Source organism: Ruminococcus sp. AF20-12LB (genome assembly GCF_003478985.1).
GTDB lineage: Bacteria > Bacillota > Clostridia > Lachnospirales > Lachnospiraceae > Blautia_A.
Genome location: NZ_QUGH01000002.1, coordinates 326,270 through 350,195 on the forward strand (window position 1 = coordinate 326,270; position 23,926 = coordinate 350,195).

Sequence of the window (23,926 nt, forward strand, 5' to 3'; positions counted from 1 at the left end):
TATTATAAAAGACAAATGAATTTATGAAGCAGAAGGAGGCAGAATTTATGCCAGTATTAGAAAATTGTGAACCAAAGAGAGTTTTTCATTATTTTGAAGAAATCTGCAAGATTCCTCATGGTTCCAGAAATACAAAACAGATCAGTGATTTCCTTGTGGAATTCGCGAAGGATCATGGATTCAGATATGTACAGGATGAGCTGAATAATGTAGTGATCTACAAGCCAGGCACACCAGGATATGAGAATTCTCCCACAGTGATCATCCAGGGCCACATGGACATGGTATGTGAAAAACGACCGGATGTAGATCATGATTTTACAAAGGATGGTTTGAACATCTCTGTAAAAGATGGTTATATCACAGCCAACGGAACAACTCTTGGCGGTGATGATGGTATTGCAGTTGCTTATGGCCTTGCCCTTCTTGACAGTACAGATATTCCACACCCTCCTCTTGAAGTACTGCTCACGGTTGATGAGGAGATTGGTCTTCTTGGTGCAGTCGGTCTGGACTGCAGCGTGCTGAAGGGAAGAAGATTTATCAATCTGGATTCTGAAGCGGAGGGAAGTCTCTGGATCAGCTGTGCCGGCGGTCTTTCCGGTATCAGCCATATCCCTGCCCAGCGTGTAGAAGGAGAAGGAGAAAAGGTACAGGTCAAAGTCTGTGGACTTATGGGCGGACATTCCGGTGCCGAGATTGACAAGAACAGAGCGAATGCCAATAAACTTATGGGACGGTTTCTTTACGGACTTAAGAAAAAAGCGGAATATGCCCTTATTTCTCTTACAGGCGGACAGAAAGACAATGCCATTACAAGAGAGTGCACCGCAGAATTTCTTACGGATTCCGTTGCTGAGGTAAAAGCTTACGCAAAAGAGCTCCAGGAGCAGCTCCGTGAAGAATATACTGGTTCTGACGAAAACATTACTTTTGAAATAACAGAAAAGGGTACTGCAACAGCAGAGGTTCTTCATCCTACAAGTCAGGAAAAGATCGTATTTTATCTGCAGAATGTACCATTCGGAATCCAAAAAATGAGCGGAACCATCAAAGGCCTGGTGGAAACCTCCAGCAATATCGGTATCCTCCGTCTGGATAGGGACGAGCTTTTTGCAAGTTCCAGTGTAAGAAGCTCTGTAGACGCTGCATGCAGTGCATTATCTGATAAGATTGAATATCTCACAGAATTTCTTGGTGGTGACTATGAAGTACAGGGTGCATACCCGGCATGGGAGTACAGAAAGGAATCTCCATTACGAGATAAAATGGTTGCAGTTTTTGAGGAAATGTATGGCCATAAGCCTGAAGTCGTTGCGATCCACGCAGGCCTTGAATGTGGGCTTTTCTATAAAAAAATGGAAGGACTGGACTGTGTATCCCTTGGACCGGATATGAAGGATATCCATACATCCGAGGAGGTTCTCAGCATTGCTTCCACAGAAAGAGTATGGAACTATCTTGTACAGGTTCTCAAAAATCTGAAAGACTGATTCAGTTCGGAGTATGTTCGAACTTTTACCCTGGAGAAATGAAAGGTTTCTCCAGGGTATTTTTATGCCCTGATAAAAAATATTCATAAAATACAGAATTTTACATATATATAGATTTGTGGATGCATCACACAAAAAGGAAAATAATTCTATATTTTTTTAATAAAAAATTGATAAACAATCCCTTTTTTTTCAAAACATATGTTATAATAAAAAATGTATGCCGCTGTCACCAAAACAAAAAAGAGACTGACGGCAGATGATAAGGAGCGAGCAACATGGAAATACAGTTATGGCGAAGTATTTTGTGCCCTTACGAGCTGGCTGTCAAAGAACTGACAGTCAAGTTTAAACATATGATAGAAGAGTATCACGAAAATGATCGTTATTCTCCCATTGAACAAGTCAGTGGAAGAGTAAAAAGCGTTTCCAGTATCCTGGAGAAAATGCAGCGTAAAGATATCCCGATCGAACAGCTGGAAACAGAAATGGAAGATCTGGCAGGAGTACGGATCATTTGTCAGTTTGAAGAAGATATCGATACCGTTGCTGCGATCATCCGAAAAAGAACAGATATGGAAGTCAAAAGTGAAAAGAACTATCTGACGCATATCAAGCAGAGCGGTTACCGGAGTTATCACATGATCCTTTATTATACAGTGGAGACTATTAACGGGCCGAAACGGCTTCAGGTAGAAATACAGATCCGTACCATGGCAATGAATTTCTGGGCAACGATCGAACATTCCCTTCAGTATAAATACAAAGGTGATATGCCTCCTCATGTAGCAGAACGTCTTAGTAAAGCATCCGATGCGATCATTTCGCTGGATCATGAAATGTCTTCTGTGCGCAACGAGATCATGGATGCTCAGAATTCATCTCAGATGCAGTCCAATCTTGTAAAGGATATTCTGAATAATATTGAAAATCTCTACCGTGTTTCCAGTGAACGGGAAGTCAGCAAAATACAGGATGAGTTCCTGCGGGTATTCAAAACCAAGGATCTGCGTCAGCTGGAACGCTTCCACAGGCAGCTGGATATTATTGCAGAGGGTTATCGTGCCCAGGCAGTCCATCACAGCATATGAACACAGAGCAGACAGTACTAATACACTTACATACGAGGAATTATAAATGCAGGATTTTTTACCAGTTACAAGAGAAGATATGAAGTCAAGAGGCTGGGATGAATTGGATTTTGTCTACGTGACAGGAGATGCCTATGTGGATCATCCGTCTTTTGGATCTGCGATCATTGGACGTCTTCTGGAAAGCAGAGGATATCGTGTAGGCATGATCCCTCAGCCTGACTGGCGAAAGAAGGAGAGCATCCAGGTGTTCGGGGAACCGCGCCTGGGTTTTCTCGTTACAGCAGGAAACATGGATTCCATGGTGAATCATTATACGGTTTCCAAAAAGCACCGAAGCACAGATGCCTATTCTCCAGGAGGAAAAATGGGATTAAGACCGGACAGGGCTTCTGTTGTATACAGCAATCTGATCCGGCAGACCTATAAACATACGCCTATCATTCTTGGCGGGATCGAAGCCAGTCTTCGAAGAATGGCACATTACGATTATTGGGAAAATAAGGTCAAGCACAGTATTCTGATCGATTCCGGTGCGGATCTGATCTCTTATGGAATGGGGGAACATTCCATCCTGGAGATCGCAGAAGCCCTGCAAAGCGGGATTCCGGTCCAGGAGATCACATATGTGGCAGGGACGGTTTTTAAAAGCCATGATATCAGCAGGGTTTACGATCCGGTGGTCCTTCCGTCATTTGAACAGGTACAGACCGATAAAAAATCTTATGCGGACAGCTTTGCCATTCAGTACCGAAACACAGATCCATTTACAGCAAAGCCTCTGGCAGAATCTTATGGGAACCGTGGATATGTGATACAGAATCCACCATCGCAGCCTCTGACGCAGATGGAAATGGATGATGTTTACGATCTGCCTTATACAGGACAATATCATCCCATGTATCAGAAAGAAGGCGGGATTCCGGCACTGAAAGAGATCAAATTCAGTCTGACCAGCAACAGAGGATGCTTTGGAAGCTGTAATTTCTGTGCGCTGACCTTTCATCAGGGCCGTATCCTTCAGACAAGAAGTCACGATTCCATTCTGAAAGAAGCTGAAAAGATGACAGAGGATCCGGATTTTAAAGGCTATATCCATGATGTAGGAGGCCCCACGGCTGATTTCCGTTATCCTTCCTGCAAAAAGCAGCTGACAAAAGGAGTCTGCAAGGAGCGGCAGTGCCTGTTTCCTTCTCCGTGTAAGAATCTGACGGTAGACCACAAGGATTATCTTCAGCTTCTCAGAAAAGTCAGGAATATTCCCAAAGTCAAAAAAGTTTTTGTCCGTTCCGGCATTCGGTTTGATTATCTGATGGCAGACCCGGATAAAACTTTTCTTAATGAACTTGTGAAATATCACGTCAGCGGTCAGCTGCGAGTAGCACCGGAGCATGTTTCCGATGAAGTCCTGAAGTTTATGGGCAAGCCCAGGCACGAGGTTTATGAGGGCTTTCTGAAGGAATATGAAAAAGCAAATGCGCGGACTGGTAAACAGCAATATGCCGTTCCGTATTTCATGTCGTCCCATCCCGGGTGTACAATGAAGGAAGCCGTGAAACTTGCGGAATACGTCCGTGATCTCGGATTTACACCGGAGCAGGTTCAGGATTTTTATCCAACGCCATCAACACTTTCTACCTGTATGTATTACACAGGAATCCATCCGCTGACAGGCGAAAAGGTATATGTGCCAAAAAATCCACATGAAAAAGCAATACAGCGAGCACTGATGCAGTATAAAAATCCGGAAAATCGCGAACTTGTCCTGGAAGGACTTAAGATGACCGGACGTATGGATCTGGTCGGCTTTGGACCGAAATGTCTGATCCGCCCCAGAGAGCTTCATAAAAAGGCCAAAAAAACACAGACAAGGAGTTCGGCACATGAAAGATACCAGAAAAAGAAAAACAAAAAAAGGTGATTTCGGTTATTTTAACAGCGAAAAAAAACGAAGACTCCTGATCACCGCAGGATTATTTTCGCTTCCACTGCTCATTTTCTTTGTGGCGTGGGCCGTCAACGGAACAAGAATGACAGTCTGGACGGTTCTGACCGTAGTAGGCTGTCTGCCAGGCTGTAAATCCATGGTAAGCCTGATCATGATCCTGTTACGTCATCCTATGGATGAAAAGATCTATAAAGAGATCTGCGAACATGCAGGAGACCTGGTCATGTCCTATGAAATGTACATGACTTTTTATGAGAAAAGCGGTTATCTTGACGCTGTTGCCGTGTGCGGAAATACAGTAGTAGGTTATACCAGTGATCCAAAAGCAGATATCACCTACCTTGCAGAGCAGTCACAGAAAATCATCCGTAAAAACGGATATAAAGTAGATGTAAAGATCCTGAAGGACCTGAAGCCCTATCTGGAACGTCTGGATTCCATAAATGAGCACAAAGAATCTCTGAGAAACGGGATTAAATTCACACCGGATGAACGATACCCGGATCTTTCCAGAGAAGAACTGATCAAACATACGATCCTGGCAATCTGTCTGTAGGAGCATTATATAATGAAAGAATTTATCATTAACGAAAACGAGGCCGGACAGCGTTTTGACAAATATCTGGCCAAGCTTCTCCGTGAAGCTCCAAAGAGCTTTTTCTACAAAATGATGAGGAAAAAAAATATCACGCTCAATGGAAAAAAAGCCACCGGGAATGAAAAGCTGTTTTCAGGAGATCATGTAAAACTGTTTTTAAGTGATGAAACATTTGAAAAATTCAGCGGAAATGATTCTGCTCCACGGGCACATTATGCTCTGGATATCATTTACGAGGATGAAAATATCCTGTTGATCAACAAACCGGCAGGAATGCTTTCTCAGCCTGCTGATGACGGAACCCCTTCACTGGTAGAATATCTGACCGGCTATCTTCTGAAAAATGGCTCTCTTACAGAGAATGATCTGAGAACCTTTCGTCCTTCCGTATGCAACCGCCTTGACCGCAATACCAGCGGACTTATAGCGGCAGGCAAAAGCCTTTCCGGTCTGCAGGAACTTTCAGGGATGTTCAAGTCCAGGGAACTTCATAAATATTACCTCTGTCTTGTGGAGGGAGTTTTAAAAGAAGAAAGATATATCAAAGGTTATCTGGCAAAAGATAAAAAAAGCAACAAAGTAACCATCTATAAACAAGAGAAAGAAAATGACCTGCCAGTGGAAACAAAGTATTATCCGTTGGGCACCAATGGAACCCGTACCCTTCTTAAGGTTGAACTGATCACAGGACGTGCACATCAGATTCGTGCCCACCTTGCTTCGGAGGGACATTCGATTGTTGGTGATCCCAAATATGGAAAAGCCGATAAAAAACTGAAAGGACAGCTACTTCATTCTTTTCGAATGGAGTTTCCATCTATGAAAGGAAGCCTGTCATATTTATCCGGGAAGGTCTTTACGGCACCGCTTCCGGAAATCTTTCTCAGAACACTAAAAGAGGAAAAGTTGGAGGAGAGTTATTATGAAAATCTGGAATGAAATATGGGATTACGTCAAGATGATCATCATCGTGGTAGTTGTAGTCCTGGTTATCAACAATGTAGTACTGATCAATGCAAAGATCCCGTCAGAATCTATGGAAAATACCATTATGACCGGGGATCGTATCTTTGGCTATCGTCTGGCCTATGGTCTGAATATGGATGTATTTGGTCACGAGATCTCAAAAAAATGGAAAGATCCGGAACGCTTTGACATTGTGATCTTCAAATATCCGGATGATGAGTCCCAACTGTTCATCAAACGTATCATCGGTCTTCCAGGAGATAAAGTAGAGATCAAAGATGGTAAAGTTTATATCAATGATTCAGAGACACCTCTGGATGATTCCTTTGTGCCGGAAACTCCTCTTGGAAGCTTCGGACCATACGAAGTACCGGAAAACTGTTACTTTATGATGGGAGACAACCGTAACAATTCCAAGGATTCCCGATACTGGCAGAATACATATGTACAGTTTGATCAGATCGTCGGAAAAGCGGAGATCCGTTATTTCCCATCCATCAAACTTCTAAATTAAAGGACAGACTTTATGGCAACATGGAACAGCAGAGGACTTCGTGGTTCTACTCTGGAGGAACTTATCAATCGTACCAATGAGCAGTACAGGGAAAAGGGACTGGCCCTCATCCAGAAAATTCCGACCCCTATCACTCCGGTTAAAATGGATAAAACCTCCCGGCATATCACGCTGGCATATTTTGAACAGAAAAGTACCGTAGATTATATCGGAGCAGTACAGGGAATCCCTGTCTGCTTCGATGCAAAAGAATGCTGTGTAAAAACTTTTCCCCTTGCGAACATTCATCCTCATCAGGTAGCATTTATGGATGAGTTTGAAAAGCAGAAGGGGATTGCTTTTTTTCTGATCTATTTCAGCGCAGATAATGTTTTTTATTATCTTACCCTTCGTAAGCTGAAGGAATTCTGGAAAAGGATGGAAGACGGCGGACGAAAAAGTTTTCGTCGGGAAGAGCTGGACCAGGAATTTTATCTTTCCGGAAAAAATGGATTTCTGGTTCCTTATCTGGAAGGAATCCAGAAAGATCTGCAATTACGGGATTGACTTTTGGAAAGGTTTCCTATATAATCAAATTTAAGTTTTTCTGTGGTAGCATGGTAGCGAATTAAAGTGAAACGCAGGAAATCTCAAAACGTGTTACGGAGGAAATAAACATGCAGCGTATTTTTCATACACCTGAAGGTGTGCGGGACATTTATGGAGAGGAATGCAGCCGCAAAAAACGGCTCCAGAAGGAGCTCCACCAGGTGTTTTCAAGATATGGATATGAAGATATAGAAACACCGGGATTTGAGTATTTTGAAGTGTTCAGCAATGAAGTAGGAACGATTCCATCCAAGGACTTATATAAATTTTTTGACAGAGAGGGAAACACACTTGTTCTCAGACCTGACTTTACACCGTCTGTTTCCAGAGCATGTGCAACTTATTTTGATCCGGAAAAGGGACCTGTAAGACTTTGTTATACCGGAAATACATTTATCAACAATTCCAGTTACAGAGGTCAGATGAAAGAAAATACTCAGATGGGTGTTGAACATATGGGAGATGATTCTGCAGCAGCAGATGCTGAAATTCTTGCTATGACCGTGGAGTGTCTGAAGGCAGCAGGACTTACCGAATTCCAGGTTAGCGTAGGCCAGGTAGATTATTATAAATCCCTGCTTGCAGAGGCAGATCTGGGGCCAGAGATAGAAGAGCATCTTCGTGAGCTGATCTCTCAGAAGAATTATTTTGGTGTGGAAGAACTTCTTAAGGGACAGAATTTAGGCGATAACCTTTCCAAGGCTTTTGCTGAACTGCCTCAGATGTTCGGTTCAGCAGAAGTGTTGGAAAAAGCAAAAAAACTCACCTCCAATCCGGAGGCACTTTCTGCAGTAAAACGACTGGAAGAAATTTATGAGATCCTGAAAGTATACGGCTGTGAGAAATACATTGCTTTTGATTTTGGAATGCTCAGTAAGTTCCGTTATTATACAGGGATCATTTTCCAGGCCTATACATATGGAACCGGTGAACCTCTGATCAAAGGCGGACGATACAACGAATTGATGAAACATTTCGGAAAACCGGCTTCTTCCATTGGATTTGCCATTGTGGTCGATAACCTGATGCTCGCGCTTTCCAGACAGAAACTGACTGTTCCGGCCGGTGATAAGACCATTGTGATCACCTATGATCCGGAAAATCTGAAAAAAGCGATCCAGGAAGCAATGGAGCTTCGAAACGAAGGTAAAAAAGTGGCATTGTGCCCGGCAAAGGAGGAGCAGGACTGATGAGATATCTTACATTTGCCCTCACAAAAGGGCGTCTGGCCAGCAAAACACTGGATATGTTTGAGAAGATCGGTATTACATGTGAGGAGATGCGTGACAAAGATTCCCGAAAGCTGATCTTTACCAACGAGGAACTGAAGCTGAAGTTTTTCCTTGCAAAAGGTCCGGATGTGCCGACTTATGTAGAGTATGGTGCAGCAGATATCGGTATCGTAGGTAAGGATACCATTCTGGAAGAAGGAAGAAAGCTATATGAGGTTATGGATCTTGGATTTGGAGCATGTCGCATGTGCGTATGCGGCCCTGAAAGCGCCAGGGAAGTTCTGAATAACAATCAGCTGATCCGTGTAGCTACAAAATATCCAAATATTGCAAAGGATTACTTCTATAACAAAAAGCATCAGACTGTGGAAATCATTAAGCTGAACGGTTCCATTGAGCTTGCACCGATCGTAGGACTTTCCGAGGTTATCGTGGATATCGTGGAAACCGGAAGCACCCTTCGTGAGAATGGCCTGAAGGTGCTGGAAGAAGTCTGCCCGCTGTCTGCACGTATGGTAGTCAATCAGGTCAGCATGAAAATGGAAGATGAACGGATCCGCAAACTGATCACGGAACTTCGAGGTGTGGTCAAATAAACTGAGCAACAGATGAACCTCCAAAATACAGAAAGAAGGCAGAATTTATTATGCGTAAGGTAAAACTCACCAAAGAATCTACAAAAGATATTCTGGAAACTCTCTTAAAAAGAAGCCCTAATAATTATGGAAAATACGAGGATGCAGTAGCAAATATACTTGCCAAAGTAAAAGCAGAGGGAGATACCGCGTTATTTGCATTTACCAGAGAATTTGATAAAGTCGAAGTGACAAAGGATACGATCCGTGTAACCCCTGAGGAGATCGAGGAAGCATACAAGCTGGTAGATCCTTCCCTGATCGATGTGATCAAAAAAGCATTGGTGAATATCCGCAGCTATCACGAAAAACAGCTTCAGAACAGCTGGTTCACAAGCACAACAGACGGAACCATGCTTGGTCAGAAGGTAACCGCTCTGAACTGTGTAGGTGTTTACGTTCCCGGTGGAAAGGCTGTATATCCGTCTTCCGTGCTGATGAATATCGTTCCTGCAAAAGTTGCCGGTGTTGACCGTATTGTAATGACAACACCTCCTGGAAAAGACGGAAAAGTAAATCCAAGCACACTTGTTGCTGCCAACGAAGCCGGAGCAGATGAAATCTATAAAGTGGGTGGTGCACAGGCCATCGGAGCACTTGCATATGGAACCGAGAGTATTCCAAAGGTTGACAAGATCGTAGGACCCGGAAATATTTTTGTTGCGCTTGCAAAAAAGGCAGTTTATGGATACGTAAGCATTGATTCTATTGCCGGCCCAAGCGAGATCCTCGTTCTTGCAGATGAGACTGCAAATCCTCGTTATATTGCAGCAGATCTTCTTTCTCAGGCAGAACATGATGAGATGGCATCTGCGATCCTGATCACAACAAATGAGGAATTTGCAGATCAGGTAGATAAAGAAGTCAGAGGTTTTGTTGAGGTACTTTCCAGAAAAGCCATTATTGAGAAATCCCTGGAGAACTTTGGTTATATCCTGATCGCAGAAGATATGGACGAGGCCATTGAGGCTGCCAATGAAATTGCTTCTGAACATATGGAGATCGTCACAAAGAATCCTTTTGAAGATATGATGAAGGTACGAAATGCAGGTGCGATCTTTATCGGAGAGCACAGCTCTGAACCCCTTGGAGATTATTTTGCAGGACCAAACCATGTGCTTCCTACCAATGGAACTGCCAAATTTTTCTCCGCACTTTCTGTAGATGATTTTATCAAGAAATCCAGTATTGTATATTATTCCAGGGAAGCACTCCGAAAGATCCACAAGGACATTATCCAGTTTGCCACATCGGAACAGCTGACTGCACACGCAAATTCCATTGCAGTCCGTTTTGAGGAAGAGGACAAGGAGAACGAATAATGGCAAGAGAAGCACTGATCGAAAGAAACACAAAAGAAACGCAGATACGTCTGCAGCTGAATATTGATGGAACAGGAAGTTCCGATATTGATACAGGCATTGGCTTTTTTGACCATATGCTGGACGGTTTTACGCGCCATGGACTGTATGATCTTACGCTGAGAGTCCACGGTGATCTGAATGTAGATGATCATCACACCATTGAAGATACAGGGATCGTCCTTGGAAACGCTATCCGTGAGGCAGTTGGCGACAAAAAAGGGATCAAACGTTACGGCAGCTGTATCCTTCCTATGGATGAAGTGCTTGTGCTCTGCGCAGTAGATCTTTCCGGAAGACCTTATCTTGGATGGGATGCAGAGTTTTCTACGGAAAAAATAGGAGATATGGCTACAGAGATGGTAAAGGAATTCTTTTATGCAGTATCCTATTCCGCAGCAATGAATCTTCACATCAAGGTTCTTTCCGGAGGAAACAGCCATCATGTGGCAGAGGCCATGTTTAAAAGCTTTGCGAAAGCCCTTGATGCAGCAACACAGTACGATTCCCGGATCACAGACGTGCTTTCTACCAAGGGAAGCCTCTGATACAGAAGGAGACCACTTATGAACAAACAGTTGATCCCATGCCTTTATCTTCATTCAGAAAAGGCGGTAACAGGATTTGGACAGAGAAATCTTTTCGGAGACGGAAATGTAGAAACACTTGCAAAATTTTACGGTGACAATGGGGCAGATGAGCTTCTGGTATTTGACTTTTCTTCCGCAGATGCAGAGCATGACCGTGCGATCGGAAAAATCCGTGATATCTGTCAGGTATCTGAGATCCCGGTGATCGCAGCGGGAAATATCAAACGTATGGAAGATGTAAAAAAGCTGATCTATGCGGGATGTGCTAAAGTTGTACTGAATTTTTCGAAAGAGAATAATATCAAGCTTCTGGAAGAAGTATCCCGGCGCTTTGGAAAAGAGCGTATGATGATCAGCATCTCTGATCTGGGAGAATTCACAGAAAATCAGGATCTGATCGAAACATATGCAGACACTGTTCTGGCTTTGGACACTGTCGAAAATGAAATTGCAGAGATTTCTCAGATTTCCATTGTTCTTCATACCGATGAAAACAGATCTGAGAACGTTCTGGAGCTTTTAGGAGAACCAGCTGTGTCCGGACTTTGCGGTGCTTATGTAAGCAGTCTTGAAAATGATCTGCATACATTTAAGGAAACCTGCGAAGAAGCCGGAATTCCGGTAAACACATATAAAAGTAATATTGCATGGTCGGACTTTAAATTAAACAGTGACGGAATGGTTCCGGTTATTGTCCAGGATTACCGGACGGATGAAGTACTGATGCTGGCCTATATGAATGAGCTTGCTTTTAACACAACATTGAAGCTTGGAAAAATGACATACTGGAGTCGCAGCCGGAATGAGCTCTGGACCAAAGGTCTGACATCCGGACACGTACAGTATGTAAAGTCTCTTACCATTGACTGTGATAATGATACGATCCTTGCCAAAGTGGAGCAGGTGGGCGCAGCCTGCCATACAGGAAACCGTACCTGTTTCTTCAAACCGCTGATGAAAAAAGAGTACGATGATACCAACCCACTTCACGTGTTCCAGAATGTGTATGATGTGATCACTGACCGAAAAGAACATCCAAAGGAAGGTTCCTATACTAATTATCTTTTTGATAAAGGAATCGACAAGATTTTGAAAAAAGTCGGTGAAGAATGCACAGAGATCGTCATTGCAGCCAAAAATCCGGATAAAGAAGAGATTAAATACGAAATTTCAGATTTTCTTTATCATATGATGGTACTCATGGTGGAAAAAGGAGTCAGCTGGGAGGAAATCACCAGGGAACTGGCGAAAAGATAAATCATATATCATTCAGGAAAAAAGCTTCTGTACACCGGGTCAGAAAAACGGTTACGGAAGTTTTTTTCTGTATTCCCGGAATCCTAAAAAGAATATATACAATTTCGGTTAGGCATGATATACTTATCGTCAAAAGTGCGGAAATATAAAAAAGGAAAAGGGAAACAATCAATGATCAAAATTGATGACTGGGTGATTGAAAAAGGAGAGAAGGCACAGGGAAAAATTAAGATCTCAGGAAATGGCATGGCAATGCCGGCAACTGTGATATGCGGAGTGGAAGACGGACCGACGGTCCTGATCACGGCAGGAATACACAGTGCGGAGTATGTGGGAATCCAGGCAGCAATGGAACTTGCAAAAGAATTTCAGCCGGAAGAACTGAAGGGAAATGTGATCATCGTTCCACTGGTCAACGTCAGCGGCTTTGAGCATCGCACCATGAGTCTGGTCTATGAGGATGGCAAGAACCTGAACCGCGTTTTCCCCGGAGATCCTGAGGGAACAGCTGCAGATCGTATTGCCTATACTATAGTGACGAAACTTTTTTCTATAGCAGATTATTATATCGACCTGCACAGCGGAGATGGGTTCGAACAACTTCATCCCTATGTTTATTATGTAGGGGTTGTAGATGAAAAAACAGCAGAGAAGTCATTGCATATGGCACGGCATATCGGCGTAAAATATGTAGTCCGTTCCACAACCGCCACAGGTGGCGCCTATAATTATGCTTCTTCTCTTGGAATTCCAAGTATTCTTATCGAAAGAGGCGGACACAGCTACTGGACCTGGGAGGAAGTAGAACAGGATAAAAGAGACGTCCGTCACCTTGTTTTTCATCTCCAGGGAAAGACGTGTCATGGTCTGAAGCATTACCGTCAGATGCTTCTTGAAAATGTAGTCTATGAATATGCGCCGTATACCGGATGCTGGTATCCATCCAAGAAGCCTGGAGAGTACTTCTTTAAGGGAGAAGAACTGGGTGAATTGAGAGATTACTATGGAAATTTACTTTACACGTCTATTGCAACTGAAAACGGAGTCGTACTTTATCAGACAGCCAGCCTGAATATCATTGAAGACGGACCGATGATCGCATATGCGGCGATCACAGATACTCTGACCTGATAGTAAACAGACTTTTCAGAACGCTTCTGTCTGAAATCATATTGAAACAGTAAGAAAACCGGGTTTTACCATTTGCTATTCTATTTGTAAAAACAGCGAGGTAAAATCCGTGTTTTTTTAGCAGATCAAATAAATTTAATTGTCAAATCCCCAATGGGGGATATATACAATTCAAGCATCTTTAACAAAATTTATGAGTTTTCAAAAAATATAACATTTTTCCATAGACATAAACTATAGTTTTATCGTATAATATTTAGGTAATTTAACAGCATTTGCTGATTTTCACATCAGCCGTTGTAAGTTCCGAGAGGATTAATAGGGAAACCGGTGTAAATCCGGTACGATCCCGTCACTGTAAGGGGGAATCCTCAGACAAAATACCACTGGTCGAGTGCGTGAGAAATAGACCGGGAAGGTGCCTGAGGGTAAGGATCCTAAGTCAGGAGACCTGCTTGCAATTGTTTTAAAATGATTCTTACGGAAGATAGGAAGCATATTTTTTTATGTGCCCGTATTTCATCGCGGGCTTTTTTCGTGCAAATTTCTAAAATTCCATGCATGTTCTGCATAATAAGAATCCAGTAGTTTTTTTATCTAACTCAATTAAAACGGCAATGTTAAAATCGCATCAAATGAGGAAAGGAGTAAAACGTGACAAAGAAACAAATAGGAAAAAGATTTCTCCAGATCATCATTGTATTATTTGGAATCAGCTTTTTCACATTTGGACTGACCTACCTGTCACCTGGTGATCCTGCGGAGATCATGCTGACAGAATGTGGTAATCTTCCGACACCGGAGCTTCTGGAACAGACAAGACATGAGCTTGGCCTTGATCAGCCCTTTCTCGTGCAGTATGGTTCCTGGCTGAAGGGTGTTGTTACAGGAGATATGGGACAGTCCTATTCTTTCAAAATGCCGGTAACGGATAAACTGGTATCTTGTTTCTGGCCGACGCTGAGGATGTCTTTGCTGGCACTTTTGATGATGGTCATTATTTCCATACCGCTTGGAATCCTGGCCGCTGTATATCAGAACAAATTCCCGGATTATTTTGTGAGAGGAATTACCTTTGTGGGAGTATCTGTTCCAAGCTTCTGGCTGGGCCTGATCCTTCTCAGTATCTTTGGTGTTCAGCTTCGCTGGATCAATGTAGCAGGAGGAAGTACGGATTTCAAGTCTATGATCCTTCCGGCACTGACTCTTGCACTTGCCATGTCTGCGAAATATACCCGCCAGGTAAGAAGTGCGGTGCTGGAGGAGCTTCACCAGGATTATGTGACCGGTGCAAGAATGCGTGGAATCAAAGAAAGCGTGATCCTTTGGAAACACGTTCTTCCTAATGTAATGCTTCCGCTGGTAACACTGCTGGGTCTTTCCCTTGGAAGCCTCCTTGGAGGTACCGCAGTTGTAGAGATCATTTACAACTGGCCTGGTATGGGAAATATGGCAGTAAAGGCAATTTCCTGTCGTGACTATCCTCTTGTACAGGGCTATGTACTCTGGATCGCGATCCTGTACATGTGCATCAACCTGCTTGTGGATCTGTCCTACACTTATCTCGATCCAAGACTTAAGGAGGATAGATAATTGAAAAAGGTATTACGAGTATTTAAAGAAAATAAACAGTTCACTCTTTTCTTCATTCTGGGCCTGGTGGTAATTGGCGTTGCGATCTTCGCACCGCAGCTTGCGCCATATGATCCGCTGAATGCAGTTATGACTGAATCACTGCAGGAGCCGAGTTCCGCTCATCCGTTCGGAACGGATAAACTTGGACGAGATCTTCTTTCCCGTGTTATTTTCGGAACAAGAACTTCCCTGATCATGACATTATGTCTGGTTGCGGTGATTTTTGTGATCGGTACATTTTTAGGAGTTATTGCCGGATATTTCGGTGGCGTTGTGGACGCGGTGATCATGCGTATCGCAGATATGATGATCTCTTTCCCCGGCCTTGTACTGGCCATCGCCATTGCCGGTATGCTGGGACCAAACCTGGTAAATGCCGTTATCTCCATCGCGGCTGTAAGCTGGACGAAGTATGCCCGCCTTGCAAGAAGTATGGTTTTGAAAGTCAAGAAGAGTCTTTATATAGAAGCTGCAGTGGTAAACGGAACAAAGACCTGGAAAATTCTTCTTGTACACGTTCTTCCGAACATGGTAACCCAGATGGTGGTAACTGCGGCAGCAGATATCGGAACCATGATGCTGGAGCTGGCTTCTCTTTCTTTCCTGGGATTTGGTGCAACTGCGCCGACACCGGAGTGGGGACTGATGCTGAATGAAGGAAGAACTTACATGGCAAAAGCGCCATGGCTTATGATCTACCCTGGTATTGCGATCGTGATCTGTGTTGTTGTTTTCAATATGCTTGGAGACAGCATCCGTGATGTACTGGATCCGCGCCAGGATTAAAAAACGTTTCTGTAACAAACCAACACCAATAATCAGTATATTTATCTTTAGGAGGATGAAATGAGAAATAACGTAGTTAAAAAAGTGCTGGCTGCTACACTTGCATGTATGATGACTTTTTCTATGACAACAGTGGCTCAGGCAAAGGGCGATAAGAGCAGTGATAAGGAAATCACGATTGGAGTAACAAGCTTTGCAGATACACTTGAGCCGACAGAGCAGTATTTCAGCTGGGTTGTATCCCGTTATGCGATCGGTGAGTGCCTTACAAAATTCGATGAGAACGGTGATATCGTTCCATGTCTTGCAGAAGAGTGGGACAACAGTGAAGATGGAAAAACATGGACATTCAAGATCCGTGAGGGTGTAAAATTCTCCAACGGCGATGATATGACACCGGAGATGGTAAAAGCTTCCATCGAGCGTACAGCTGAGAAGAGCGACCGTGTTCCGGAGTTCTTTGACCTTGATAGTATTGAAGTTGACGGACAGAACCTGATCTTCCACCTGAACAGAGCAAACGCAAACATGGCCGGATGCCTTGCAGACCCGCTGTTTCTGATCGTTGATACAAATGTTGATGATTCCACATTTGCAATGGAAGGACCGATCTGTACAGGACCTTATGCAGTAGAGTCTTTCAGCCCGACAGACTCCTGCGTTGTAGTAAAGAATGAGAACTACTGGGATGGCGAAGTTCCGCTTGACAGAGTTACTCTGAAATGTGTCGATGACCAGACAACACGTTCCATGGCTCTTCAGACAGGTGAGATCGATATCGCTTACAACCTGAAAACAGAGAACCTGGTTGAGTTTGAGGGAAATGACAATTACGACATCCAGGAGCTTCAGTCTCTTCGTTCTACTTATGCATTCATGAACCAGAATGAGGATCATGCACTCAGCGACAAGGCACTTCGTCAGGCACTTCTCCGTGGACTTGACAAAGAGACATACTGCAACACTCTTCTTGAGGGTGGTGCAACAGCTGGTAAAGCACCGGTTCCGCCAACACTTGACTTTGGATTTGATGATCTCAACGATGAAAACTCTTACGATCCGGACAGCGCTAAAAAGATCCTCGAGGATGCTGGATACAAAGATGTTGATGGCGACGGATATGTAGAGACTCCGGACGGAGATCCGCTTGTTCTTGATTTTGTTATCTACACAAGCCGTGCAGAGCTTGGTGTATACGCACAGGCAGCACAGGCCAGCCTGAAAGAGATCGGTATCAACGTAAACCTGAATACAGTAAGTTATGAGACACTTCTTGACATGAGAGATTCCGGACAGTATGACCTTCTTATCTGGAACGTACTGGTTGCCAACACCGGTGACCCGGAGAACTACTTAAGAGAGAACTGGTACAGCTCTTCTGCAAACAACACTGCAGGATATAACAATCCGGATGTAGATAAGCTTCTTGATGAGCTTGCTCAGACATTTGATGAGGATAAGAGAAAAGATCTCATCGTTGACATCCAGCAGGATATCATGGACGATGCAGCAACTGTATTCTTCGGATATGAGACAACTTACCTCTTCTCCAATAAGAAGGTAACTGGCGTTAAGATGTATCCGATGGACTACTACTGGCTGACAAAGGATATCACTCTTGCCGAGTAAAGGAGCGTTTATTTATGCTTGAAATCAAGGATCTTTCCGTTCAGTACGGAAAGCAGGCACCTATCATTGAGCATTTCAATCTTTCCATGAAGAAAGGTGAGATCATCAGTGTAGTAGGAGAGAGTGGAAGTGGAAAAACAACTGTTATCCGTGCTGTTCTCGGCGCACTTGCCGGGGGCGGCCGGGTAAGTGCCGGTGATATCCAGTTCAATGGAAAATCTCTGCTTTCCAATACAAAGGATGAATGGAGAAAATTAAGAGGTACCCGTATTTCCATGATCTTCCAGGACTGCGGTGGAACCTTAAACCCGATTCGTAAGATCGGCAGTCAGTATGTGGAATATATTTGCACACATACCGATGTATCCAAAGCGGAAGCATGGAAAAAAGGATGCTCCATGCTTCAGAAAATGCGTCTTCCTGATGCAGAAAACATTATGAAAAGCTATCCGCACCAGCTTTCCGGTGGTATGCGCCAGCGAGTTGGTATTGCCATGGCTATGACATTTAACCCGGAACTTCTTCTGGCAGATGAGCCGACCAGTGCTCTGGACGTTACTACACAGGCTCAGATCGTACGCCAGATGATGGAACTCCGTGATGATTTCGGAACGGGTATCATCATCGTTACCCATAACATCGGTGTTGCAGCCTATATGGCTGACCAGCTGGTAGTTATGCAGCATGGAAAAGTTGTGGATCAGGGAACCCGTGATGAAGTTATGAATCACCCGACCAGTGACTATACTAAGAAACTGCTGGCTGCAGTGCCGGAAATGGAGGGACAGCGTTATGTTTAATGAATCTGATATCGTACTTAGTGCGAAGCATATCGTAAAGCAGTTCCCGGCTTCCGGCGGCAGAACCTTAACAGCCTGCAACGATGTAAACTTAAATGTATATAAAGGAAAAACTCTGGGAATCGTAGGAGAGAGTGGCTGCGGTAAATCAACATTTGTCCGTATGGTCATTTCCCTTGACAAGCCGACCAGCGGTGAGATCCTTTACCATGGAAAAAATCTTGCAGATCTTTCCAAAAAGGAAACCTGGCTGAACCGTCAGAACATGCAGATGGTATTCCAGGATCCGCTTGCTTCTTTTGATCCGAAAATGAAGATCGTGGACATTCTTACAGAGCCACTGATCAATTATGGGAAACTGAAAAAAAGTGAAAAAGAAGCCAAGGCCAGAGAACTTCTGGAGATGGTAGAGCTTCCTGGAGATTTTGTAGACCGTTATCCCCATAACATGAGTGGTGGTCAGAGACAGCGTATCAGTATTGCACGTGCACTTTCTCTGGAACCGGAGATTCTGGTATGTGATGAGGCTACCTCTGCACTGGATGTTTCTGTACAGGAATCCGTGATCCAGCTTCTTGTGCGCCTTCAGAAAGAAAAGAATATCAGTATGCTGTTTATCTGTCATGACCTGGCGCTGATTCGTTCTTTTGCTCATCAGATCGCAGTTATGTATCTTGGAAATATTGTAGAGGTAATTCCTGGGGAGGATGTTGCGAAAAACTCTCTCCATCCGTATACACAGGCACTTCTGGGAGCACAGTTTTCCATTCATATGGATCAGCACAAAAAGATCGAGAGTATTGAGAGTGAGGCACCAAGTCCTCTGGACGTTCCTCACGGATGCCCGTTCCAGAACCGCTGTGAGCATTGCATGGAAAAATGTAAAACAACAAGGCCTGTACTTAAGGAAATGGAAGCAGGACATGAAGTTGCCTGCCATTATGTAACTGAGAAATAAAGAAAGGCAAAAAACAGTATGACATTTAAAAACTTAAAAATATTAGGCATTCTGCTGTTGATGCTTGCTGTTTTTGCTGTCAGCGGAAAAAAAGTTTCTGCTGCTGTGGAAGACGGAGATCTTCAGTATACGATCGGTGTTGTAGTATATAATCAGGATAGCCCGGAAATGAACATGTTTATGAGCTATTACAGGGATTATATCCAGCAGGGATTCCCAGTGAAGTTCTATTTTTCAGGAAGCATCAATTCCGCAGAGGATGAGATTGATTTCATTCGTGCAATGAAACTGCAGGGCGTAAGCGGAATCATCTCCTTCTATGGTCAGGATATTCAGAAGATTGTAGAAGCCTGCGATGAAGAAGAGATGTACTATGTTCTTGGTTCCGGAAGCATCAGCGATAAAGATTATGAGCAGATAAAAACAAGCCAGTATTTCCTCGGAAGTGTGGGCCCGGATGCAAAGGCTGATTATGAGGCCGGTTATAATATGGCTGAGTATTTTGCAGATACAGATACAAATAATTACCTCATACCGTCAGGCGGTGCTTCTAAGGGGAACTATATGCATCTCCAGAGAACCATCGGTGTTCTGGAAGGACTGGCTGAAAAAGAAGGTCTGACCTATTCCGAAGATGTGGAAAAACTTGCTGCATCGGAGGAAACAACGGTTGTAGATGCCGGTAAAGATGATATCACCATTACCATCTGTCCTGGATATATGACAGACCCAAAAGGAATCAATAACCTGAAACATGCTTTTGTAGATGGAGATTATGATGCGGTTTTCTGTACTTTCAATGTTGATGAGATCATGAAACTCATTACATCAAAAGAAGAGGAGCAGGGGTCTAACATCAAGGTTGGAGCAGTTGACTGCTTCTCCATGGAAAACCATGATGAGATCAATGATGAGGATTCTTTTGGAAATCCTAAGATTGATTACATTGCCGGAAAATATGCATCCATGGGAGGCCCTGCTTTTGCGATCCTGTATAACGCAATGTCCGGTCATCCGGAGGCAAACACTGACGATACAGATTACAACACAGTTCGTCTGTATCAGGGATTCTGGAATGCATCGGATAAAGATACTTTCAACGAGCTTTACGGATATACACAGGATATTTACGAAAATGCATACAGCTGTGCAGATCTGATGGAAGTGATCAAAGTTTACAATACAGACACCACACCGGAGGCTCTGAAAGTACTGACAGAAGCATATACAGTAGAAGACGTAGAGAAACGTATCGAAGAAAATTAAACAGAAATGTTGAAAAGAGCTGAGCTTGTTTATCGGGTTCAGCCCTTTTTCTTGTTATTTATACAATTTTATACAGAAAATATGTAAAAAATCCCAAAATACCCTTTACTTTCTTAAGTTAATATAATAATATCTATAAATATGTGAAAACATACATGGAAGGGAGAGAAACATGACAACAGCACATATTTGTATAATGGCAGCCATTATCGTCTATCTGGGTGCAATGATCTTTGTAGGTTATCTGTGCTCCAAGAACAATAATGACAGTTCTGACTTCTATCTTGGAGGCCGAAAGCTTGGACCACTTGTAACAGCTATGAGTGCAGAGGCTTCTGACATGAGCAGCTGGCTTCTGATGGGCCTGCCTGGACTTGCTTATCTTACCGGTATTGCAGATGCAGGCTGGACAGCCATTGGCCTTGCGATTGGAACTTACGTAAACTGGAGGATCGTGGCAAAAAGAATCCGCCGCTACACACATGTGGCAGGAAATTCCATTACATTGCCATCCTTTTTCAGTAATCGTTACAGAGATGAGAAAAAGATCCTGCAGTCTATCGGAGCGATTTTTATCGTGATCTTTTTTATTCCGTATACAGCTTCCGGATTTGCAGCCTGTGGTAAACTTTTTGCAAGTCTCTTCGGTGTAAAATATCTGCCGGCTATGATCATCAGTGCACTGGTCATCGTCGGATACACCACACTGGGAGGATTCCTGGCAGCATCTACCACGGACTTTATCCAGAGTATCATCATGTCCATCGCTCTTGTGATCGTATTTGTATTCGGGATCAACACAGCAGGTGGTATTGAAGCAGTTGCAGACCATGCAAGATCATTGCCCGGATATCTGACTATGTTTACTACATATGATCCGACAACCGGAACAGAACAGGCATATCCACTGCTTAATATTATTTCCATGCTTGCATGGGGACTTGGATATTTCGGAATGCCGCATATTCTTCTTCGTTTCATGGCGATCGAAGACGAAGAGAAGCTTACACTTTCCAGAAGAGTAGCAACTATATGGGTAGTGATCTCACTGGCAGTGGCAGTACTGATCGGTGTGGTAGGACTTGGAATGACAGCAGCAGGAGAGTTTAACCTTCTGGAAGGTTCCGCATCTGAGACAATTATCGTTCAGATCGCAGATCTTCTCAGTAAACATGGTGTAATTGCAGCAATCCTTGCAGGACTCATCCTTGCAGGAATCCTTGCATCCACCATGTCAACTGCAGATTCTCAGCTCCTGGCAGCATCCTCAGCAGTTTCTTCCGACCTTCTCGGAAGCATCCTGAAGGATAAAGAAACAAAAAAAGAAAGCATGGTAGCCGATAAGATCACGCTTCTTCTCATTGCAGTAGTAGCCATGTTTATTGCCCGCGACCCGAACAGTTCTGTGTTTACTATCGTATCCTTTGCCTGGGCAGGCTTCGGAGCCGTATTCGGCCCGGTGGTGCTTCTGGCATTATTCTGGAGACGTTCCAACTGTCAGGGAGCCCTGGCAGGAATGATCTGCGGCGGTTCCATGGTATTCATCTGGAAATACGGAATCAGCAAACTGGGTGGCGCCTGGGGAATCTATGAGCTTCTTCCCGCTTTTCTGGTAGCCATCGCAGCAAATATCATCGTCAGCCTTATTACTAAGGCACCATCCAAAGAGATCACCGACGAATTCGACCTGGTAAACCGTAAATAAAACTTTTTCAATAGTTTATATACATATTAGACAAGCCCGATACAGATTGTAGTAAAGAATCTGTATCGGGCTTGTCTTAACAAATAAAGTTACACCGCCAAAGTTTTTTCCTCAAGTTTTTTTAGCAACTGCTCCATTGTTAAATTCAACACCGGATGCCGAAGATACGGTGCGATCTCCACCATAGGCTTCAGCACAAAATCCCTGTTTTCCATATCAATATGAGGCACATGCAGTTCCACTGTATCAATGATCTCATTATCGTAAAACAGAATATCCAGATCCAGTGTCCTTGGTCCCCAGTGAATGATCCTTTTTCGGTCCGCAGCCTGTTCCAGCACATGCAGCCTGTCAAGAAGCTCCTCCGGAGAAAGCAGCGTCCGGACTCTTAAGGCTCCATTGAGAAACTCATCCTGCTCCACATCCCCGTAAGGCTCCGTTACAAGATACTCTGAAACCTTTTCAACAACAATCTCTTTCATATCTCGAAGCCCCTGGATCGCATTGTCCAGATATTTCTTCTTATCTCCCATATTGGAACCAAAAGCAATATAAGCTGTATGCCAGCCTCGGGTAATTTCCACAGCAACAGTTTTCAGTGGAAGTCTTACCGGAGCCCAGGGCTTTTCAATACGAAGGGTGACCTTTTTTAACAATGGGAGAGAAAGCAGCAGCATCTCTGCCAGATTTTCCACTGCAGCCTCCAGAAGTTTATAAGTATTTTTCTGAAGAAAATCGGTGATCATATGACTGACTTCCCCATAATTGATAGAAGCAGAAAGATCATCTGTCAGCCCTGCCGGACGTGTTTCTGTATACATAACAGCAGAAACAACAAATTTCTGTCCGAGAGCTGTTTCCTCCGGAAACACACCATGGTTTGCAAAAATTTCAAGATCTCTGATTTCGATTTTATCCATCAGTTCCTCCTAGCGCCCAAGAATAGCTTCTGTCATCTGGATGACACGTTTATTTTCTTTGATGTCATGAACACGGACAAATGCACACCCCTTCATAACACCGATCACCGATGTGGCAAGGGTTCCCTCTACACGCTGGTCTACAGGAAGATCAAGTGCAAGTCCGATCATGGATTTTCTGGAGGTGCCAAGAAGCACCGGATATCCCAGCTTTCGGAAAAGCTCCAGATTATCCATGGTCATCAGGTTCATCTCATATGTTTTGCCAAATCCGACACCCGGATCAAGGATGATCTTATCATCAGCAATACCTGCACGTTTGGCGATATTGACACATTCCTGGGTTTCTGCCAGCATATCCACAATAAAATTATTGTATTCGGTATTGTCTTTGTTATGCATCAGACAGCAGGGAGCCTGATATCTGGCAATGACAGGAGCCATTTCAGGATCATATTTCAGTCCCCAGATGTCATTGATAAGATCTGCTCCGTGTTTCAGGGCTTCCTCCGCAACACATCCCTTATAAGTATCTACAGAGATGGGGATATCGAAACGCCCTTTTACTGCTTCGATAACAGGAAGAACACGCTCGATCTCCTCCTGTGCACCAACCGGTGTATGCCCCGGACGTGTGGATTCCCCACCGATATCCAGAATATCAGCACCTTCGGCGATCATAGCTTCTGTATGTTTCAGGGCATGATCCATATCATTCCATTTTCCGCCATCTGAGAAAGAATCCGGTGTGACATTTAAGATACCCATAATATATGTTTTATTTTCTACATCAAACTCACGATTTCCGATTTTCATGGAAAAA

The 23,926-nt window shown here is 43.7% G+C and carries 22 protein-coding genes, 1 pseudogene and 1 riboswitch; of the genes and pseudogenes, 21 read left to right on the plus strand and 2 right to left on the minus strand.

The genetic code is table 11. From position 1 onward, the window contains the following. The first annotated feature begins 47 nt into the window (after positions 1-47). From DWX61_RS04215 to DWX61_RS04310, 21 genes and pseudogenes are all read left to right on the plus strand, one after another. Positions 48-1,493 (plus strand): aminoacyl-histidine dipeptidase, encoded by a 1,446-nt coding sequence (locus tag DWX61_RS04215; protein ID WP_118623949.1) that lies wholly within the window; start codon positions 48-50, stop codon positions 1,491-1,493. Positions 1,494-1,771: 278 nt separating this feature from the next. Next, complete coding sequence (locus tag DWX61_RS04220) at positions 1,772-2,584, plus strand: GTP pyrophosphokinase (RefSeq protein ID WP_118513526.1); 813 nt, start codon at positions 1,772-1,774, stop codon at positions 2,582-2,584. Between the two features lie 46 nt (positions 2,585-2,630). After that, entirely contained in the window at positions 2,631-4,505 is a 1,875-nt protein-coding gene (locus DWX61_RS04225; RefSeq protein ID WP_118623951.1) for a YgiQ family radical SAM protein, read from the plus strand. Further along, positions 4,468-5,088: a hypothetical protein gene (locus tag DWX61_RS04230; protein ID WP_118623953.1), complete on the plus strand. Its 621-nt coding sequence runs from the start codon at positions 4,468-4,470 to the stop codon at positions 5,086-5,088. The genes DWX61_RS04225 and DWX61_RS04230 overlap by 38 nt, the downstream gene beginning before the upstream one ends. A 12-nt stretch (positions 5,089-5,100) precedes the next feature. Then, a complete protein-coding gene (locus DWX61_RS04235) occupies positions 5,101-6,069 on the plus strand; it encodes an RluA family pseudouridine synthase (RefSeq protein WP_118623955.1) in 969 nt (322 codons plus the stop codon). After that, positions 6,053-6,610 (plus strand): signal peptidase I, encoded by a 558-nt coding sequence (lepB, locus tag DWX61_RS04240; protein ID WP_118623957.1) that lies wholly within the window; start codon positions 6,053-6,055, stop codon positions 6,608-6,610. The genes DWX61_RS04235 and lepB overlap by 17 nt, the downstream gene beginning before the upstream one ends. A 12-nt stretch (positions 6,611-6,622) precedes the next feature. Further along, a complete protein-coding gene (locus DWX61_RS04245) occupies positions 6,623-7,156 on the plus strand; it encodes a Holliday junction resolvase RecU (protein ID WP_118513536.1) in 534 nt (177 codons plus the stop codon). A 110-nt stretch (positions 7,157-7,266) separates the two neighbouring features. Continuing rightward, positions 7,267-8,388 (plus strand): ATP phosphoribosyltransferase regulatory subunit, encoded by a 1,122-nt coding sequence (gene hisZ / locus DWX61_RS04250; RefSeq protein WP_118623959.1) that lies wholly within the window; start codon positions 7,267-7,269, stop codon positions 8,386-8,388. Next, entirely contained in the window at positions 8,388-9,026 is a 639-nt protein-coding gene (gene hisG, locus DWX61_RS04255) for an ATP phosphoribosyltransferase (RefSeq protein ID WP_118513540.1), read from the plus strand. Before hisZ ends, hisG begins: the two co-directional genes overlap by 1 nt. Before the next feature lie 50 nt (positions 9,027-9,076). Continuing rightward, the gene (gene hisD, locus DWX61_RS04260; protein WP_015524922.1) at positions 9,077-10,387 is read left to right on the plus strand and encodes a histidinol dehydrogenase; all 1,311 of its coding nucleotides are present in this window, start codon (positions 9,077-9,079) and stop codon (positions 10,385-10,387) included. After that, positions 10,387-10,974 carry an imidazoleglycerol-phosphate dehydratase HisB gene (gene hisB / locus DWX61_RS04265; RefSeq protein WP_021976578.1) on the plus strand — a complete coding sequence of 196 codons (588 nt, stop codon included), beginning with the start codon at positions 10,387-10,389 and terminating at the stop codon, positions 10,972-10,974. Before hisD ends, hisB begins: the two co-directional genes overlap by 1 nt. 18 nt (positions 10,975-10,992) lie before the next feature. Further along, a pseudogene (locus DWX61_RS19670) lies at positions 10,993-11,367 on the plus strand (HisA/HisF-related TIM barrel protein); the annotation flags it as partial. Positions 11,368-11,694: 327 nt separating this feature from the next. Continuing rightward, entirely contained in the window at positions 11,695-12,273 is a 579-nt protein-coding gene (hisIE, locus tag DWX61_RS19675) for a bifunctional phosphoribosyl-AMP cyclohydrolase/phosphoribosyl-ATP diphosphatase HisIE (protein WP_502696281.1), read from the plus strand. Positions 12,274-12,444: 171 nt separating this feature from the next. Then, positions 12,445-13,404, plus strand: a complete 960-nt coding sequence (locus DWX61_RS04275; protein ID WP_118623963.1) for a M14 family metallopeptidase — start codon at positions 12,445-12,447, stop codon at positions 13,402-13,404. 284 nt (positions 13,405-13,688) lie between these two features. After that, positions 13,689-13,877: riboswitch (cobalamin riboswitch) on the plus strand. Between the two features lie 181 nt (positions 13,878-14,058). Further along, on the plus strand, positions 14,059-14,997 hold the full coding sequence (gene nikB / locus DWX61_RS04280) for a nickel ABC transporter permease (protein ID WP_118513550.1): 939 nt from the start codon (positions 14,059-14,061) through the stop codon (positions 14,995-14,997). Further along, positions 14,998-15,825, plus strand: coding sequence for a nickel transporter permease (nikC, locus tag DWX61_RS04285; RefSeq protein ID WP_118368730.1), 828 nt, complete (start codon positions 14,998-15,000; stop codon positions 15,823-15,825). 60 nt (positions 15,826-15,885) lie between these two features. After that, a complete protein-coding gene (locus tag DWX61_RS04290) occupies positions 15,886-17,454 on the plus strand; it encodes an ABC transporter substrate-binding protein (protein WP_118368731.1) in 1,569 nt (522 codons plus the stop codon). A gap of 14 nt (positions 17,455-17,468) precedes the next feature. After that, entirely contained in the window at positions 17,469-18,254 is a 786-nt protein-coding gene (locus tag DWX61_RS04295) for an ABC transporter ATP-binding protein (RefSeq protein ID WP_118368732.1), read from the plus strand. Next, positions 18,247-19,212: an ABC transporter ATP-binding protein gene (locus DWX61_RS04300; RefSeq protein ID WP_118368733.1), complete on the plus strand. Its 966-nt coding sequence runs from the start codon at positions 18,247-18,249 to the stop codon at positions 19,210-19,212. Before DWX61_RS04295 ends, DWX61_RS04300 begins: the two co-directional genes overlap by 8 nt. Before the next feature lie 18 nt (positions 19,213-19,230). Further along, complete coding sequence (locus DWX61_RS04305) at positions 19,231-20,478, plus strand: sugar ABC transporter substrate-binding protein (RefSeq protein WP_118368734.1); 1,248 nt, start codon at positions 19,231-19,233, stop codon at positions 20,476-20,478. A gap of 172 nt (positions 20,479-20,650) precedes the next feature. Further along, positions 20,651-22,183 carry a sodium/proline symporter gene (locus DWX61_RS04310; RefSeq protein ID WP_118623965.1) on the plus strand — a complete coding sequence of 511 codons (1,533 nt, stop codon included), beginning with the start codon at positions 20,651-20,653 and terminating at the stop codon, positions 22,181-22,183. Between the two features lie 89 nt (positions 22,184-22,272). Here the strand turns inward: DWX61_RS04310 and folK are convergent, their stop codons facing one another. Then, positions 22,273-23,103 carry a 2-amino-4-hydroxy-6-hydroxymethyldihydropteridine diphosphokinase gene (folK, locus tag DWX61_RS04315; protein WP_118368736.1) on the minus strand — a complete coding sequence of 277 codons (831 nt, stop codon included), beginning with the start codon at positions 23,101-23,103 and terminating at the stop codon, positions 22,273-22,275. A gap of 9 nt (positions 23,104-23,112) precedes the next feature. Beyond that, entirely contained in the window at positions 23,113-23,919 is an 807-nt protein-coding gene (folP, locus tag DWX61_RS04320) for a dihydropteroate synthase (RefSeq protein ID WP_118368737.1), read from the minus strand. Positions 23,920-23,926: the final 7 nt, after the last annotated feature.